The organism is Nocardiopsis sp. YSL2 (assembly GCF_030555055.1).
GTDB lineage: Bacteria > Actinomycetota > Actinomycetes > Streptosporangiales > Streptosporangiaceae > Nocardiopsis.
This window is the reverse complement of sequence record NZ_JAMOAO010000001.1, coordinates 888,458-904,754: the sequence shown is the minus strand read 5'-3', so window position 1 is coordinate 904,754 and position 16,297 is coordinate 888,458. Positions and strand designations below refer to the sequence as shown.

Sequence of the window (16,297 nt, the reverse complement as noted above, 5' to 3'; positions counted from 1 at the left end):
CGGCCGCACCGACCGTGCTCACGAAGCTTTCAGGGGAACTGCCGCAATGACGGAAACCACCAGTGGACCAACGGGACGCAAGGGCAAGGGGAGCCGCAAGGGCCTGAAGATGAAGCGCATCTTCACCGCTCCCGGCGTGCACCCCTACGACTCCCTGACCTGGGAGCGCCGCGACGTCGTCATGACCAACTGGCGCGACGGCACGGTCAACTTCGAGCAGCGCGGCGTGGAGTTCCCCACCACCTGGTCGATGAACGCCACCCAGATCGTCACCAGCAAGTACTTCCGCGGCGCGGTGGGCACCCCCGAACGGGAGTGGAGCCTCAAGCAGCTCATCGACCGGGTCGTGGGCATGTACACGCGCACAGCCGTCGAGCAGGGCTACTTCGCCACCGACGAGGACGCGGAGATCTTCGACCACGAGCTCAAGTACGCGCTCGCCAACCAGCTCTTCAGCTTCAACTCGCCGGTCTGGTTCAACGTCGGCACGTCCTCGTCCCAGCAGGTCAGCGCCTGTTTCATTCTCTCCGTCGACGACACCATGGAGTCGATCCTCGACTGGTACAAGGAAGAGGGGATCATCTTCAAGGGCGGTTCCGGCGCGGGCGTGAACCTCTCGCGCATCCGCTCCAGCAAGGAACTGCTCTCCTCCGGCGGCACCGCCTCCGGCCCGGTCTCCTTCATGCGCGGCGCCGACGCCTCCGCCGGAACCATCAAGTCCGGTGGAGCCACCCGCCGCGCGGCCAAGATGGTCGTCCTGGACGTCGACCACCCCGACATCCAGGAGTTCGTCGAGACCAAGTCGCGCGAGGAGCACAAGATCCGCGCGCTGCGCGACGCCGGGTTCGACGTGGACCTGGGCGGCACGGACATGTTCAGCGTCCAGTACCAGAACGCCAACAACTCGGTCCGGGTCTCCGACGCCTTCATGCGCGCCGTCGAGAGCGGCTCCGAGTTCGGGCTGACCTCCCGGACCACGGGCGAGGTCGTGGCCACCGTCGACGCGAAGGACCTGTTCCAGCGCATGGCCAAGGCGGCCTGGGAGTGCGCCGACCCGGGCATCCAGTACGACGGCACCATCCAGGACTGGCACACCAACCCCGAGACCGGCCGGATCAGCGCGAGCAACCCCTGCTCGGAGTACCTGAGCCTGGACGACTCGTCGTGCAACCTCGCCTCGATCAACCTGCTGAAGTTCCTGCGCGAGGACGACACCTTCGACGTCGAGCGCTTCACCCGGCTCACCGAGCTGGTCATCACCGCGATGGACGTCTCCATCACCTTCGCCGACTTCCCGACCGAGAAGATCGGTGACACCACCCGCGCCTACCGCCAGCTGGGCATCGGCTACGCGAACCTGGGCGCCCTGCTCATGGCGACCGGCCACGCCTACGACTCCGACGGCGGCCGCGCCGTCGCCGCCGCGATCACCTCGCTGATGACCGGTGCCGCCTACCGGCGCAGCGCCGAGGTCGCGGGCGTGGTGGGGCCCTACGACGGCTACAAGCGCAACGAGCAGGCGCACAAGCGCGTCATGCGCAAGCACGCCGCGGCCAACGACGACCTGCGTACGGTCGGCACCCTGGAGGAGCCGATCCACGCGGCCGCCACTCGCGAGTGGGCGGAGTGCCTGAAGGTCGGTGAGCGCAACGGCTGGCGCAACGCCCAGGCCAGCCTGCTCGCCCCCACCGGCACCATCGGCTTCATGATGGACTGCGACACCACCGGCATCGAGCCGGACTTCTCGCTGGTCAAGTTCAAGAAGCTGGTCGGCGGCGGCTCCATGCAGATCGTCAACCAGGCCATCCCGCGCGCGCTGACCAACCTGGGCTACCAGGACGAGCAGTCCGAGGCGATCGTGGAGTTCGTGTCCGAGCACGGCCACGTCGTCGACGCCCCGAGCCTGCGTCCCGAGCACTACGAGGTGTTCGACTGCGCGATGGGCCGCCGCTACATCCAGCCCATGGGCCACGTGCGGATGATGGCGGCCGTGCAGCCGTTCCTGTCCGGCGCGATCTCCAAGACCGTGAACGTGCCCGAGGACGCCACGGTCGAGGACTTCCAGCACATCTACTTCGAGGGCTGGAAGCTGGGCCTGAAGGCGCTCGCCGTCTACCGCGACAACTGCAAGGTCGGCCAGCCGCTGTCCATCAGCAAGTCCGAGAGCGGCACGAAGGAGGCCGAGGAGCCCGCGACCGTCGAGGTCGCCCGGCCGGTCCGCCGCCGCCTGCCCAAGAAGCGCCCGAGCGAGACCACCTCGTTCTCCGTGGGCGGGGCCGAGGGCTACATCACCGCCGGATCCTACCCGGACGACGGTCTGGGCGAGGTGTTCATGAAGCTGGGCAAGCAGGGCTCGACCCTGGCCGGCGTCATGGACGCGTTCTCCATCGCGATCTCCATCGCCCTGCAGTACGGGGTCCCGCTGGAGACCTACGTGGACAAGTTCACCAACATGCGCTTCGACCCGGCCGGTATGACCGACGACCCGGACATCCGCATGGCGCAGTCCGTCGTGGACTACATCTTCCGCCGTCTGGCCCTGGACCACCTGCCCTACGAGGAGCGCGCGGCGCTGGGCGTGCTGTCGGCCGCCGAGCGCCAGGCCCAGGTCGCGGGCGAGGACCCCGCCCAGGTCGCCGCCCAGGTGGAGTCCTACGCCCAGTCGGCCGCCACCCACGTGGCGGAGGCCGCGGCACCGGCCGCGCGGGAGAGCGACGCGCAGGCCAAGGCGACCGAGGCGCACTCCACCGCCGAGCTCGTGGAGAGCACGCAGGGCTTCGTCGCCGACGCCCCGCTGTGCGTCACGTGCGGGACCAAGATGCGGCCCTCGGGCAGCTGCTACGCCTGCGAGGGCTGCGGCGCCACCAGCGGCTGCAGCTGATCGCCCGGGCTCCCGTGAGGGAGCGGTGACCCGAGACGTGGCGGCCCGGTTCCCGACCGGGCCGCCACAGCCGTTCGCGATGACGTACGTCGCGCACCGACCGGTTCCACCGGTCCGGGGCCGAGGGCGGCTGAGCGGCCGCACCGGCGGCCGGTGGTCCACACCTGTGGTTGGACGGGACGGCGAGCGGGTAATCCCTTCGGCACCGACGCGCCGGTGGAAGGTGGACGCATGCTGATTGCCTCGATCCTGCGATCGAAGGGTTCCGACGTGGTCACGGTCGCCCCGGAGGCGACCGTCGCGGAGTTGCTCACCGAACTCGCCCGACACAACATCGGCGCGGTCGCCGTGGCCCGGGGGGACGCCCTCGTCGGCATCGTCTCCGAACGCGACGTCGTGCGCGGGCTCGAACGGGCCGGCACCGACCTGCTCGCGGCCCCCGTCGCCGAGATCATGACCGCCGACGTCTACACCTGCACGACCGACGACACGGTCGAGGACGTCAGTGAGGCCATGACCCTGCGCCGCTTCCGCCACGTGCCCGTCCTGTCGGAGGGACGCCTGGTCGGTATCGTCAGTATCGGCGACGTGGTCAAGAGCCGGCTGCGGATCCTGGAGGACGACCGCGCCCAGCTGGAGGCCTACATCCAGGGCCGCCGGGGCTGACCCCTCAGGCCTGGCCCCGGTCGGCCGAGGCGACCGCGACGGCCGCCGTGGCCGCCGTCACCCCCAGTACGGCGGGCCAGGAGCCGATCTTCTTCGCCAGCGGGTGGGACAGCCCGAAGGCTCCCACGTACACGCCCCCGAGGGCCAGAGCCGGTCCCAGGCCCGAGCGTCGGCGGCAGGTCTCGACGGCCGCCGCGCCGAACACGGCCAGGACGGCCCCGCCCAGCGGGCGGTTGCCGGTGGCGCGCGCCACGGAGTAGCCGCCGATCAGGCCTGCGGTGGTGAGCACGGCGCTGTGTAGTGCGGACATCGTGGAATCCCTTCTCGTCGCCGGAGCCGGGAACGTGCCTCCGCCGAGGCCCCGGCCGGTGGTCTGCTGCGACCGAGGCTAGCCCCGTGCTCCGCGTCCGCCGTTCTCCGGCGCGCCGGGGATTCCCCGTCACGCTCAGGACACGAGGCATGGGTTTCGGACGCGACTCGTGCCAAAGTTGGTGCTGACCACTACCTCGGCCTCGGGTGCGACACACTCCCCACCTGGAACCGCAGCCGTGTACGCCGCGTCGAAGCAGACAGTTCCCGTCTTCCGCTAAGGAGTTCATCACCGATGTCGTTCGCGCAGACCGTGCGCGGTGCGGCCGGCGCCGTCGCCCAAGGGGGCGACCCGCGCCAGGCCGTGACCGACGCGCTTCAACAGGCCGCACCACAGGCCGCGTCCGAGGGAGGAGGCCTTGATCCGCGCGACTTCGTCGCCGCGCGTGAGCAGGGCAATTCCATCGGCACCCGGATCGAGCAGCGCACCACCTCGCTGAACAACGCGGGCGAGGCGCTCAACAGCAGCACCCACGAGCGCGGCCGGAGCGGGCCGGTCCATGTGATCTGCCCCATGGTGATTCCGCGCGGTCGCACGTTCCTCACGATGCTCCCCGCGATCGCGCTCGTCGTGATCGGTCTCCTGGGAGCCTTCGTCGTCCTGATCCCCGAGGCCATCGCCGGCGGGAGCCCCCTGATCAATCCCTTCTTCGGCGTGCACTACTGGCTCATCACCGCCGGTGTGGCCGGCTTCATGTGGTGGCGCCAGGGCATGGTCATGGTCCCGGAGGGGTGCGAGGCCATCGTCACCCGCTTCGGAAAGCGGGAGAACAACTTCGCGCCGGGCCGGGTGACGCTGCTCAACCCCTGGAAGCGCGTCTCCTACATCGTCAACACCACGCGCGAGTACCCCTTCAACGCGCCGATCCGCTCCGCCCCCACCAAGAGCGGCGTGCAGGCCTCCGTCGACCTCTTCGTCCAGTTCCGGATCACGGACGCGACGAGCTTCGTCTACACCCTCGGCGGCGTGCACGGCTTCCAGGAGAAGCTCAACAACGCCATCAGTGAGACCACCCGCAGCCTCATCTACGAGCAGGAGGCCTCGGCGATCTACGACATGGTCGGCGAGAGCACCCACGCGCTGCTGGACCAGCTGAACAAGCAGTTCGGCGGCATCGTGGAGCTGACCAGCGCCAACATCACCCACGCCGAGCCCTCCAACCAGGAGTACCGGATGGACCTGGCGGCGCCGGAGATGGTGCGCGTGGCCAAGGACGCCTACACCTTCGAGTACGAGCTCCAGCTGCGCAAGGAGCAGAACGAGGGTGATCTGAACAAGGAGCTCGCCACCCTCAACGAGACCCTGTCGGCGATCCAGGCCGACATCGCCCAGTACCAGGCGCAGATGGACACCGCCCTGGAGCGCGAGACCAACAAGGCGCGCGCCTCCGCGCGCCAGCGCTTCGTCGAGGCCGAGTCCGAGGCCAACGCCAACGCCGCCCTCCTGCAGGCCCAGGCCCTGGACATCCGCGCGGTCAGTGCGGCCGAGGCGCCCGAGATCCTCAACTACCGCTTCCGGGAGAGCCTCCTGGAGAAGCTGGAGGGGGTCGCCGACAGCCTGCCGCAGGTCCTGCGGATCGGCTCCGGGGACGGCGCCAGCGTCGACTACCTGCGCATCGCGCAGGAGATCATCGGCCAGGCCGACACCGCCCTGTTCTCCGAGGAGGACATGGACGCCATCCGCGGCCGCCTCGGCGAGATCCGTGCCCGCATCGGCGAGCGCGAACTGGAGATCCGCGAGCTGGTCGAGGACGCCGACACCGAGGCCGACCGGACCGGCAGCGAGGACCCGGGCGAGGACCTCGTGGAGGAGATCCGCCAGTCGGTCTCCGAGCAGGCCATCGACGAGCGCCTGTCGGAGGCCGCTCCCGAGGCCGAGCAGCAGGCCCCCGTCGACGCCCCGCCGCCCAGCGGCCCAGCCCACCCCCACCAGGACCCGCCCCCGCCGCCGTGGTCGCAGCGCGGCTCCGAGGGTCCCGGCCCGATCCAGGGAGGTCAGTAGATGAGCCAGCCCGTGAACATCGGCGGCGGCTCCAGCATCAAGGAGTCCCTCGCGTCCTGGGGCGACCTGGCCGGGCTGCTGCGCGGAGGCGACCAGGGAGCGATCGTTCCCGTCGTCATCCCGCGCGACACCCGCGGACTGCGCTGGACCGTCCTGGTCTGGTTCGGCCTGTTCGCCCTCACCTCCGCGCTGATGATGACCATCAACTCCCTGACCGCGGGCAACGCGGCCACGGAGTTCGCCTACACCGCGCTGTCCATCCCCACGCTCCTCGTGGGCCTGCTGAGCATCGTCGTCGCCGGCCTGTGGTGGTGGCGCGGCTCGATCGTGGAGATCGAGGAGGGCACGCACGGCATCCTGACCAAGTACGGCGCGATCGTGAAGCCGATCGGTCCCGGTCGGCACTACCTGTGGCACCCGTGGTCCCGGGTGGACTTCGTGGTGGACACCCGTACGGAGATCCCCTACACCGCGCCGGTCCTGGCCTGCCCCACACGCGAGAACGTGCCGCTGAAGTCGATCGAGTTCTTCCTCAAGTTCCAGATCATCGACCCGATCCGCTTCGTGACGATCATCGGCGCGAGCAACTTCGACCTGGTGCTCTCCAGCGCCGTGCAGGACGCCATCCGCCAGCGCAGCCGCCAGGTGAACACCGAGTCCGCCTACGACCTGCGCGGATCCAACGTCGAGGACATGCGCCGCCTGCTCAACAACATGCTGGAGAAGTACGGTGTGCGCATCACCGGCTGCAACATCCCCGACGTCCAGTTGCCGAACCAGTACCAGCAGCACCTGGCCACGCGGGAGCGGGTCGCCAAGGAGCTCGTCGCCTACGAGCAGGAGTGGGAGCTGACGCGCAAGCGCCGCATCGACACGCTGCTGATGGACATCGAGCGCTCCAAGAAGACCCGTGACGCGAAGATCGTCGAGGTCAACGCCTCCCTCAACAAGGCGCGCAAGGACGTGGCGCAGATGCTGGAGGAGCAGGAGACCGAGGCGCAGCGGGTGCGCTACGAGATCGAGACGCGCGGCCGGGCCGACCTCGTCGCCGCGGAGAACGAGGCCAAGGCCCAGCAGCGCCTGGCCACGGCCTACCGCGACAACCGGGCGGTGCTGGAGTACGAACTGGCCCGCCGCCGTCTGGACGTCGGCGCCACGCTGGCCGAGCACGCTCCGCGCCCGGTCGTGGTGCAGACCGAGGCGGGGTCGGGCGACAACTCCGCGTTGTCGACACTGCTCACGGCCCAGCTGCTGCCCCAGATCATGAACGGCGCGGGCGGCTCCCGCGCGACCCTGGCCTTCGGGGCGAACGCGCAGGAGGCCGTGGACTCGGTGCGGGGCTCGGTCGCGGCCGCCGCCGGGCGCCAGCAGGAGCTGGCGGAGGAGTACCAGCGCCAGCAGGACTCCGCCATGCGCCAGCAGTTCGAGCGCGGAGAGGGGTACGGCCAGAGCGGCCGTCGCTGATCCGTCCGGCTCCCACGACGAGGGCCCGCGACCGCTGCTCGGATTCCAGCGGCGGTCGCGGGCCCTCGGCCGTGTCGCGTCCTCAACCCGTGGGGGAGAGGGCCGCGTAGCCCGCGCCGATGTCGATCCCGTTCCGGGCCGCGATCTCCACCAGGTCCTCGATCTCCCCGACCTGGGCGTCGGCCAGGTCGTCGTCGCCCACCGCGTGCGCCCGGCGCAGCGCGGTCAGCGAGTCGTGGATGCGCAGGTGGAGGGTGAGCATGAACTCCCGCATGGATCCGCTCCTCAGCAGTGGCCTTCGGAGGGACGGGGGGTCCCTCCGGGGGGATGGACACCAGGTGTACAGGCCCAAGGTGAGAGCAGTACGTGAACGGCACAGCCCCCGGCAAAGGCCGTCCCCACCGCGCGCAAGGGCGTGTCGCGCGGAACGTGCCCTAGTGGTCGACCCAGACGTACCAGTCGCCGCTCACGTGCTCGTAGACCTTCGAGCCGTGCCCGGGCACGAACACGCCCTCAGGGATCTCCGAGGGACTGTGGGCCAGACCGGACTGGCTCAGCAGGCCCGCCCCCTCGATGGCGAAGAAGGTGATCTCCTCGCCTGTCCCAGCACTGGTGCCCACGCTGCGCAGCGGGTACAGCCCCGTCCACTCTCCGTTGCGCGGGATGGTCGTGGGGTCCTCGACCTCGGCGGCGAGCGCGAGCAGATCGTCGGACGATGCGCCGACCCGGGCCTGGAGGGGGACGTCGGCCACGGACAGGCCCAGGGCCAGTGCCGCGATGATCGGCGCGGACACCCAGCGCAGCCAGTAGTAGCGGATCATCGGGCGCGCGACGGCGAGCGCGATGCCCAGGCGCAGCGCGCCCATCCCGGCCAGCAGCAGACCGGCGCCCAGTCCGACGAGGAAGGAGGGGAGGTGGCCGCCCGGGACGCTGTCCTCGTAGAGCAGCACGAGCCCGGCCGCCGTGCACGCGGGAATGTAGAGCCGCCCGGGCGGTCGGGAGGCCCAGCTGATCAGGCGCTGACCCGGCGTCGGCTTCTCCGCCATCGCGATCAGTTTGGCCACAGAACCCTCGGAGGCGGGATCGGAGGCAGCGGCGGACATGATGTTCCCCCCACCGAATCCATGTCGGGTGGACGCGGCCCGAGGGACGCAGCGGGAGCGCGCCGGGGCCGGGTCAGAGACGATACGGCCGACGAAGCGCGGCCTCACCGACAGGATAGAGCAGCGGCGGAGCGTGTTCGGGGCGGCGGGCGGAATCCGTACCGCCCGTCGCGGAAGCCGTGACGGAGGCCGGGCGGGGAGGGGGAGCGGGCCGCGAGACCCTCGGGGCCAGCACCAGGTAGTCCCACGACCACCGGCCGCCCCCCACCGCCATGAGCACGCATACCGCCGTGACCAGCCCCGTCGCCGCCCACGAACCGAACGGTGCCGCCTCCTGGGCTCCGGAGGCGAGCGCGCCCACCACGGCCGCCGCGGCCAGCAGCGGGCCCGCCAGCCATGTGAGCAGGCCCACGGAGAAAGAGATCGACAGCGCCACGAGGACCGCCGGCAGGAGCGCGGCCGCCAGGGCGGCGGCCGGGACCCCCGACTCGGTCAGGCGTTCGGCCACCAGCGGTCCGCGGCTCCGCAGCGCGAGCCCGTACTCGGCGAACATCGCGCCCACGCCCACGCGCGTGACGGTGGAGACCACGTCGTACAGGCGGCCCCGGAGCATCCGGAGCATCTCCGGGCGGGTCCGGGGCCGCGCGTACGGCGTGGAGCGTTGCATGTCCATTCCCTCCGGAAGGCCCGGTACTGCTGGTCCGACAAGCGGAAACTACCGAAAGTGACGACGTATGCACGATCGTCGCGCGCGGTGAGTCGCGCAATGGCCCCCTGATTCGTGCGAGCGCGCTCCGAGGCTGCGCCGGAGGCGTCGGTTGAGGGTGGTGGCCCGTTGTTCGCGGAGCGACTCGGCGGGCGGTGGTGGGTGACGGGCGGTGGGGGTGCGCCGGAGGCGTCGGTTGAGGGTGGTGGCCCGTTGTTCGCGGAGCGACTCGGCGGGCGGTGGTGGGTGACGGGCGGGCTTAGGGTGGAACCGTGTCGACCTCCACTGAACCCGCCGTCCCCGCCCCCACGTTCGCAGTGGAGGAGGAGTTGCGCGCCCACGGCGCCCGGCTGATCGCCGGGGTCGACGAGGTGGGGCGCGGAGCCTGGGCCGGCCCCCTGCTGGTGTGCGCGGCCGTCGCGGGCGTCGGGGACCCGCCGCCCGGCCTCACCGACTCCAAGCGGCTCACCCCCAAGCGCAGAGCGGTCCTCGCCGAGCAGCTGCGCCCCTGGGTGGCCGACCACGCCTTCGGCTGGTCCGAGCCGGCCGAGATCGACGAGGTCGGCATGACCGAGGCCCTGCGACGGGCCGCGCACCGCGCTCTGGCGTCGCTCTCCACCGGCCCCGACGCCGTCATCCTCGACGGCAAGCACGACTTCATCGGCCGTCCCTGGCGTGTCCGCACCCAGGTCAAAGGCGACCTGACCTGCATCAGCGTCGCGGCCGCCGCGATCCTGGCCAAAGTGCGCCGCGACGCGCTCATGGCCGACCTGGCGGGGGAGCACCCCGCCTACGGCTTCGAGAGCGGTGTCGGCTACCCCTCGCCCGTCCACCGGGCGGCCCTGGCCGAACTCGGGCCCACCGAGCACCACCGGATGAGCTGGTCCTACCTCGACGACCTCCCCAGGTGGCGCCACCTGCGCAGGGCCCGCCCCGTTCCCGACGGCCAGCTCCCCCTGCTCTGAACGGGGCACCACGGCCCGCTGCCGCCCGGAGTGCCGAGCGGGGCGCGCCGACACGCCGCCCCGCACTGGACATCCGGCCCCACGGGGGGCAAAGCTGTGCCTGTGGACGTCGGCCCCCCGACGCCGTTCGGCCCCCGTCACCCCGCCCTGGAGAGCCGACCGCCCACGGACCCCCACGCAGGAAGGGGCTTTATGACCCGGGACACGCGCTCAGCCGCCGCCGCGGAACCGGGGCGCTCCTCCGGACTCGACAGGCTGCGCGCCCGGTACCACCGGGTGCCCCTGGCCCGACGCCTGGTGGCGGCACTGGTCCTGTGCACCGTCGTCGCCGTGGTCACGCTGCTGATGGGCGGCAGTGTCGTGGGGTCGGTCTCGGGCACGCTCGTCCTGCTCATGGTCCTGGCGGCGCTGATGCGGTCGGTCGACGCCTTCGTCACCGTCCTGGTGTGCGTGGTCTGGCTGTCGGTGACCGTGCCGCTCTTCCAGATCCCGCTCCCCGGCGAACCGGTCGTCCTGCTGCTGGTGCCCGTCCCCCTGCTCGTCGTGCTCGCGGCGTCCCGCGTCCGCGAGTTCCCCGTCTGGCACACCGCCGCGCTCTCCCTCACCGCCGGCCTGATCGCCGGATTCTCCGTGGCCCTGGTCGGGATGGTCGCGGAACCGGTGCCCGCCTCCTGGGGCGTGGGGCTGCTCTACGCCGCGGCCTGCGCCTGCGTGTTGTGGCGGCTGGCCGCCTCCCGCCAGATCACCAAGGCCTCCGACGACCGGCGTGCGGCCGACGCTCCGGCCGGCCGGAGCGCGGCGCCCACCGGCGCCCGACCGGTCCGCGCGCGCGGGGACGGGGTGCCGCGACCCACACGCGGGCGCGACGGCGGCGGCGCCGAGGACGGGGACCCGGTCCCCGTGGACCAGGCACTGGCCGAGCTGGAGGACATGATCGGCCTCGACCCGGTCAAGCAGCAGGTCCGCGGGATCGCCGCCTCCATCGAGGCCGCCCGGCTGCGTGCCGACGCCGGCTTCCCCGTCGAGCGGCCCCTGCGCCACCTGGTCTTCTCCGGGCCCCCGGGCACCGGCAAGACCAGCGTCGCGCGCACCCTGGCCACGATCTTCCACTCCTTCGGCCTGCTTCCCACCTCCCGGGTCGTGGAGGCCCAGCGCGCGGACCTGGTGGGGGAGTACCTGGGCGCGACCGCCATCAAGACCAACGAGCTGGTCGACCGGGCCCTGGGCGGCGTCCTGTTCATCGACGAGGCCTACGCACTGGTCAACGAGGGCGACGGACAGGCCGACCGGTTCGGCAACGAGGCCGTGCAGACCCTGCTCAAGCGGGCTGAGGACGACCGGGACCGGCTCGTCGTCGTGCTCGCGGGCTATGAGAAGGAGATGGACGCCTTCCTGGCCTCCAACCCCGGCCTGGCCTCGCGCTTCGCCACGCGCATCACCTTCCCCAGCTACTCCGCCGACGAGCTGACCCGCATCGCGGAGTCACTGGTCGCCCAGCGCGGCGACGTCCTGGACCCCGAGGCCGCGCGGGCGCTCCGGCACGGGTTCGAGCAGGCGGTCCGGCGCGAGGCCGTCGACGACCTGGGCAACGGGCGCTACGCCCGGTCGGTCGTGGAGAAGGCCGCACAGGCGCGCGACGTGCGCGTGGTCACCACCGGGGTGGACGGGGACGCGCCCGCGCCGCGCCCCGGGGCCGAGGACCTCATCACCGTGCGGGCCGCCGACGTCACCACCGCCCACGCCGAGCTCACCGCGAGGCTGCCGGGTTTCGGGGAGACGCCGGGTATCGAGGAGGCGCTGGCCGAACTCGACGCCATGATCGGCCTGGAACCGGTCAAGGAGCAGGTCCGCTCCATCGTCGCCCAGCTGCGGGTGGCCAAGCTCCGCGAGGAGCAGGGACTGCGCAACCAGGCGCCGATGCGCCACTTCGTCTTCACCGGGCCGCCGGGCACCGGCAAGACCACGGTGGCCCGGGTCCTGGGACGCGTGTTCTCCGCGCTCGGCCTGCTGGGGCGGGCCGAGGTGGTGGAGGCCCAGCGCGCGGACCTGGTGGGCGAGCACCTGGGCGCGACGGCGCTGAAGACCAACCGGCTGGTGGACCGCGCCCTGGGCGGCGTGCTGTTCGTGGACGAGGCCTACGCGCTGGTCAATCCCGGCTACAGCGGCGGCGACGCGTTCGGGGCGGAGGCCATCCAGACCCTGCTCAAGCGGGCCGAGGACGACCGGTCGCGGCTCGTGGTCGTCCTCGCGGGGTACCCGGCCGAGATGGAGCGGTTCCTGGCCTCCAACTCCGGGCTGTCGTCGCGGTTCAACGTTCGCGTGCGCTTCCCCTCCTACACCCCGGACGAGCTGACCGAGATCGCCGAGGCGGTCGCGGCCGGCACCGGCGACGCCTTCGACGAGACGGCCAGGGAGGACCTGCGCAGCATCTTCGCGCACGTGTGCGCCGAGGGGTGGATCGACGAGCTGGGCAACGGGCGCTTCGCCCGGTCCCTGTTCGAGAAGGCCAGCTCCCACCGCGACCTGCGGGTCTCCCAGGACGTCGGTGCGTCGGCGACCGCCGCGGACCTGACCGTCGTCACCAGTACGGACGTGCGCCGGGCCTACGCCGACGCCACCCAGAGCAGCTGACCCGCCCGGGGCGTGGTCCGCCGCCGCCCTCGGGACACCGGGCGGAGGGCAGGGCCAGGCGCTCCGGACGGCGTTCGGAGGCGGCCCCGAGGAGTGCGAGCACCACCCGCGAAGGCGGGGCGCACACCCTGGGGGCGCTGGTGGGCCGACTGCTAGTGTCCCGTCTATGACCGCTCGATCCTCATCATCCGCGTCCCCCGTCACCCAGGCGCTCATCCTCGCCGGAGGACAGGCCACCCGGCTGCGGCCCTACACCGACACCCGCCCCAAGGCGATGGTGGAGGTGGCCGGACGGCCCATCATCGACTACCAGCTCGAGTGGCTGACCGAGCACGGCGTGGAGCAGGTCGTCGTGTCCTGCGGCTACAAGGCCGAGGTCCTGCGCGAGCACCTCGACGCCCGGCGGAGCGGTCCCGAGATCACCCTTCTCGTGGAGGACGAGCCGCTGGGCCGGGGCGGTGCCCTGCGCTACGCCTCCAGCGGTCTGCGCGACCAGGACGCGCCCTACTTCGCGCTCAACGGCGACGTGCTCACGTGGTTCCCGCTGGACGAGTTCACCGCCCACCACCGCGACCGCGGCGGCGCCGCGACCCTGGCGCTCGCCCAGTTCCGCACCACCTGGGGCATCGTGGACGTGGACGACGAGGACCGGATCGAGGGCTTCACCCAGAGCCCGCTGCTCCCCGTGTGGATCAACGCCGGGGTCTACCTGTTCGAGCCGGAGATCACCCCGCTGCTGCCGACCAAGGGCGACCACGAGTCCTCCACGTTCCCCGACCTGGCCAAGGAGGGGCGGCTGACCGCCTACCGCATCGACGGTTTCTGGCGCGGAGTGGACACGGCCAAGGACGTCAAGGAGGCGGGCGCGGAGATCACCGCCATGCGCGACGCCGGGTGACCGCGGGTCCTGCCTCGTCCGGAGGCGGTCTGGTCGGGCCCGGGGCGGGTCGGTATCGTCACGGACGTGACACATGACGGTTTCATCCTCCCCAGTGCCCCCAACTTCCGTGATCTCGGCGGTCTCCGGTCCGGCTTCGGCCGCACGGTCCGCCACGGCCTGCTCTACCGCTCCGACGCCCTGCACTCGGTCAGCACGGAGGACCTCGCCGTCTACCACGGCCTGGGCATCCGCCAGCTCGTCGACCTGCGCACGCCCGTCGAACGGGAGCGGCTGCCCGACATCGTCCCGGACGGCGCCGAGTACGCCGTGGTCGCGGTCCAGGGCCGGGACGCCGCCGGTGCCAACTTCACCGACACCCTCGCCGACCCCGAGGCCGCCCGCGCCATGTTCGCCGACGGTGCCGCGGAGCGGTTCATGTACGCGGTCTACCGGGAACTGGTGGCCGACGACGAGGCGCTGGCCGGTTACCGCGAGCTCGTCGAGCGCGTCGCGACGGGTCCCAGCTCCCTGGTCTTCCACTGCAGCGCGGGCAAGGACCGCACCGGTTGGGGCGCCGCGATCGTCCTGAGCCTGCTGGGCGTGGACCGCGCCGACATCCTGGCCGACTACCTGGCCAGCAACGAGCGCCAGGCCAACACCGACGCGTGGATGCGGCGGCTGTCCGTGGACAGTGGCCTGGCCTGGGAGGACGTCGCGCCGATGACCCGGGTGCGTACCGAGTACCTGGAGACGGCCTTCGGGCACGTGGAGGAGGCGTTCGGATCCTTCGACCAGTACGTCGCGGACGGGCTCAAGGTCTCGGCGGACGCGGTCGACAGGCTCCGGGAGCGCCTGCTGCACTGAGGCTCCCGCCGTGCCCCCGCGCACCTGTGCCCCACGGAACGCGGCGTCCCCGGGGCCCCGCAGGCGTGCGGCCGGGCGGCCCTCCGCGGTACCCCGCCGGGACGGGTCAGAGCGTGTCGAGGCGGCGGCGCAGGTCGGCCTCGTCGCGCGCGGCGCCCAGAACCTCGCCCAGGGCGGCGAGGACGGTGGGCCGGTCCACGCCGCGGTCCAGCATGCGGCGGGCCGCGGCCCACAGGTTGGCGGGCCGACCCGTCCACAGGCGCTCGGCGAGGCGTTCGTGCCGGTCGAGCTCCCGTTCGCGCTCGGGGTCGTCGACGGTCACAGGCCGGTACCACCGGTCCTTGCCGGTGGAGTGGCGGCCGCTGTGCGGAGTGGCCGCCTCGTACTCGCCGTAGTGGTCGAGCCGCAGCAGCGCCCGGCGTCCGCCCGGGGTGGCCGGGTCGAACTCCTCCGGCGCCCACAGGACCAGCTCGCTGGCCAGGAGGGGGAAGGCGAACATCCGGCGCGCGAGCGCGGCGAAGTCGCCGTCCGGCAGCAGGCGTCGGATCGCCTCCTGGCGCAGGCCCAGCCGGCGTGCCGGATCGCGGTAGGTGCGGGTGAAGGCCGAGGTGGCCTCCCACAGTGCGTCGAGGGTGGCGCCCACGGCCACCTCGGGCAGCCTTCCCCGCGCTCCGGCCCAGCGGATCCAGGCGGCCAGCACGTGTGGCATGGCCTCCTGCTCCTCCCTGAGGAGCACGACCCGGCCGGGCAGCCAGTGCAGCAGGAACGACTCGACCTTGCGCGGGCTGATCCGCATCGGCCGGCCTCCGTCGACGTCGCAGCCGTGCGCGATGATGTGGTCGACGCAGCGGCTCGCGGCATAGGAGTCCGAGAGCTCGGCGGCCTCGTCCGAGGCCAGGAAGCGGGCGGCCAGCACCGCCCGTCGATCGTGCCGCCAGAGGGGAACGGGCGCGACGCACACGCCCTCGGGCGGTTCGGGCAGCGCCAGGATGCGGGAGGCGGCCAGGGCGAAGTGCGTGGACAGCGAACCGCGGGCGAGGTCGGCGGCGGTGAGGCCGACCGCCTCCACGACCGGGCCGCCGGGTTCGGCGGCCGCGCCCGCCACCACGCGCGACGTGCGGTCCAGGGCCCGGACCAGCCGCGCGCGGGCCTCGGTGAGCTCCAGCTGCTCGAACCGGGCGTACTCGTCCATGTGGGCGCGTTCCCGGCACTGGGCCAGGAGCTGGTCGACCTTGGTCGTCACCCAGGCGTCGCGCAGGACTCCGCCCCCGTTGTGGTCCACGACCAGGATCAGCGCGTGCTCGGGCGGCACGGCGCCCGCGTCGTCGGGGGCGTCCCGGCTGAACACGCAGACCACGTCGTCGGTGTCGCCGAACTGGTCGCCGTTGACGTAGGCGGCCACCGGGGTGACCGCGCCGAGCTGGTCGGCCCAGGCGGGCATCTGCAGCCCCTGCTCCTTGAGCGCGATCATCCCCTGTTCGGCGAGGTCGCGCTGCTCGGCGGAGGTGCCCAGTGCCGTGACCGCGGCCAGGACCGCCAGGCCGGCGGGCCGGCCCGAAGCGGTGGCGTGGGTGATCAGGCCCTCGCCGAGCAGCCGCTCGACGTCCACCCCCGGCAGGCGCTCGCCCCACCAGGCCCCGAGCATCTCGCTGAAGGCCAGTTCGGCGTCGAGCGGGTGCCGCATGGCCAGGAGTGCCCGGGCGGCACGCAGCATCTCGTCGAAGACCGCGTCGGGGACCGGCGGGGGGCCTGAGGGTGTGGGTGGT

The 16,297-nt window shown here is 72.1% G+C and carries 13 protein-coding genes; 8 read left to right on the top strand and 5 right to left on the bottom strand.

Translation table 11 applies throughout. The annotated features are described in order from the left end of the window. The first annotated feature begins 46 nt into the window (after positions 1-46). Both M1P99_RS03875 and M1P99_RS03870 read left to right on the top strand, forming a co-directional pair. Positions 47-2,881, top strand: a complete 2,835-nt coding sequence (locus M1P99_RS03875; protein ID WP_304451302.1) for a vitamin B12-dependent ribonucleotide reductase — start codon at positions 47-49, stop codon at positions 2,879-2,881. A gap of 231 nt (positions 2,882-3,112) precedes the next feature. Next, positions 3,113-3,547: a CBS domain-containing protein gene (locus M1P99_RS03870; RefSeq protein WP_304451301.1), complete on the top strand. Its 435-nt coding sequence runs from the start codon at positions 3,113-3,115 to the stop codon at positions 3,545-3,547. 4 nt (positions 3,548-3,551) lie between these two features. Here the strand turns inward: M1P99_RS03870 and M1P99_RS03865 are convergent, their stop codons facing one another. Beyond that, positions 3,552-3,857, bottom strand: coding sequence for a hypothetical protein (locus M1P99_RS03865; RefSeq protein ID WP_304451300.1), 306 nt, complete (start codon positions 3,855-3,857; stop codon positions 3,552-3,554). 294 nt (positions 3,858-4,151) lie between these two features. On the opposite strand from M1P99_RS03865, the gene M1P99_RS03860 reads away from it, so the two are divergent. Further along, positions 4,152-5,918 carry an SPFH domain-containing protein gene (locus tag M1P99_RS03860; protein ID WP_304451299.1) on the top strand — a complete coding sequence of 589 codons (1,767 nt, stop codon included), beginning with the start codon at positions 4,152-4,154 and terminating at the stop codon, positions 5,916-5,918. Beyond that, positions 5,919-7,382: an SPFH domain-containing protein gene (locus tag M1P99_RS03855; RefSeq protein WP_304451298.1), complete on the top strand. Its 1,464-nt coding sequence runs from the start codon at positions 5,919-5,921 to the stop codon at positions 7,380-7,382. An 82-nt stretch (positions 7,383-7,464) separates the two neighbouring features. On the opposite strand, the gene M1P99_RS03850 is transcribed toward M1P99_RS03855, so the two are convergent. From M1P99_RS03850 to M1P99_RS03840, 3 genes are all read right to left on the bottom strand, one after another. Then, positions 7,465-7,656 carry a hypothetical protein gene (locus tag M1P99_RS03850; protein WP_304451297.1) on the bottom strand — a complete coding sequence of 64 codons (192 nt, stop codon included), beginning with the start codon at positions 7,654-7,656 and terminating at the stop codon, positions 7,465-7,467. 160 nt (positions 7,657-7,816) lie between these two features. Then, positions 7,817-8,485, bottom strand: a complete 669-nt coding sequence (locus M1P99_RS03845; protein ID WP_304451296.1) for a hypothetical protein — start codon at positions 8,483-8,485, stop codon at positions 7,817-7,819. A gap of 73 nt (positions 8,486-8,558) precedes the next feature. Beyond that, on the bottom strand, positions 8,559-9,152 hold the full coding sequence (locus tag M1P99_RS03840) for a DoxX family protein (RefSeq protein WP_304451295.1): 594 nt from the start codon (positions 9,150-9,152) through the stop codon (positions 8,559-8,561). A gap of 311 nt (positions 9,153-9,463) precedes the next feature. On the opposite strand from M1P99_RS03840, the gene M1P99_RS03835 reads away from it, so the two are divergent. From M1P99_RS03835 to M1P99_RS03820, 4 genes are all read left to right on the top strand, one after another. Next, on the top strand, positions 9,464-10,156 hold the full coding sequence (locus M1P99_RS03835; protein WP_304451294.1) for a ribonuclease HII: 693 nt from the start codon (positions 9,464-9,466) through the stop codon (positions 10,154-10,156). Positions 10,157-10,348: 192 nt separating this feature from the next. Continuing rightward, a complete protein-coding gene (locus M1P99_RS03830) occupies positions 10,349-12,787 on the top strand; it encodes an AAA family ATPase (RefSeq protein WP_304451293.1) in 2,439 nt (812 codons plus the stop codon). Between the two features lie 166 nt (positions 12,788-12,953). Then, the gene (locus tag M1P99_RS03825; protein ID WP_304451292.1) at positions 12,954-13,685 is read left to right on the top strand and encodes a nucleotidyltransferase family protein; all 732 of its coding nucleotides are present in this window, start codon (positions 12,954-12,956) and stop codon (positions 13,683-13,685) included. Between the two features lie 66 nt (positions 13,686-13,751). Next, positions 13,752-14,531 carry a tyrosine-protein phosphatase gene (locus M1P99_RS03820; RefSeq protein WP_304451291.1) on the top strand — a complete coding sequence of 260 codons (780 nt, stop codon included), beginning with the start codon at positions 13,752-13,754 and terminating at the stop codon, positions 14,529-14,531. A 106-nt stretch (positions 14,532-14,637) separates the two neighbouring features. Here M1P99_RS03820 and M1P99_RS03815 read toward each other — a convergent pair whose 3' ends face one another. Beyond that, positions 14,638-16,245 carry a hypothetical protein gene (locus M1P99_RS03815; protein ID WP_304455564.1) on the bottom strand — a complete coding sequence of 536 codons (1,608 nt, stop codon included), beginning with the start codon at positions 16,243-16,245 and terminating at the stop codon, positions 14,638-14,640. Positions 16,246-16,297 lie beyond the last annotated feature (52 nt).

Excerpts from the sequence above, each read along its gene's own strand:
- M1P99_RS03875 (WP_304451302.1), top strand. The coding sequence starts at position 47 with ATGACGGAAACCACCAGTGGACCAACGGGACGCAAGGGCAAGGGGAGC.
- M1P99_RS03870 (WP_304451301.1), top strand. The coding sequence starts at position 3,113 with ATGCTGATTGCCTCGATCCTGCGATCGAAGGGTTCCGACGTGGTCACG.
- M1P99_RS03865 (WP_304451300.1), bottom strand. The coding sequence starts at position 3,857 with ATGTCCGCACTACACAGCGCCGTGCTCACCACCGCAGGCCTGATCGGC.
- M1P99_RS03860 (WP_304451299.1), top strand. The coding sequence starts at position 4,152 with ATGTCGTTCGCGCAGACCGTGCGCGGTGCGGCCGGCGCCGTCGCCCAA.
- M1P99_RS03855 (WP_304451298.1), top strand. The coding sequence starts at position 5,919 with ATGAGCCAGCCCGTGAACATCGGCGGCGGCTCCAGCATCAAGGAGTCC.
- M1P99_RS03850 (WP_304451297.1), bottom strand. The coding sequence starts at position 7,656 with ATGCGGGAGTTCATGCTCACCCTCCACCTGCGCATCCACGACTCGCTG.
- M1P99_RS03845 (WP_304451296.1), bottom strand. The coding sequence starts at position 8,485 with ATGTCCGCCGCTGCCTCCGATCCCGCCTCCGAGGGTTCTGTGGCCAAA.
- M1P99_RS03840 (WP_304451295.1), bottom strand. The coding sequence starts at position 9,152 with ATGCAACGCTCCACGCCGTACGCGCGGCCCCGGACCCGCCCGGAGATG.
- M1P99_RS03830 (WP_304451293.1), top strand. The coding sequence starts at position 10,349 with ATGACCCGGGACACGCGCTCAGCCGCCGCCGCGGAACCGGGGCGCTCC.
- M1P99_RS03825 (WP_304451292.1), top strand. The coding sequence starts at position 12,954 with ATGACCGCTCGATCCTCATCATCCGCGTCCCCCGTCACCCAGGCGCTC.
- M1P99_RS03815 (WP_304455564.1), bottom strand. The coding sequence starts at position 16,245 with ATGCTGCGTGCCGCCCGGGCACTCCTGGCCATGCGGCACCCGCTCGAC.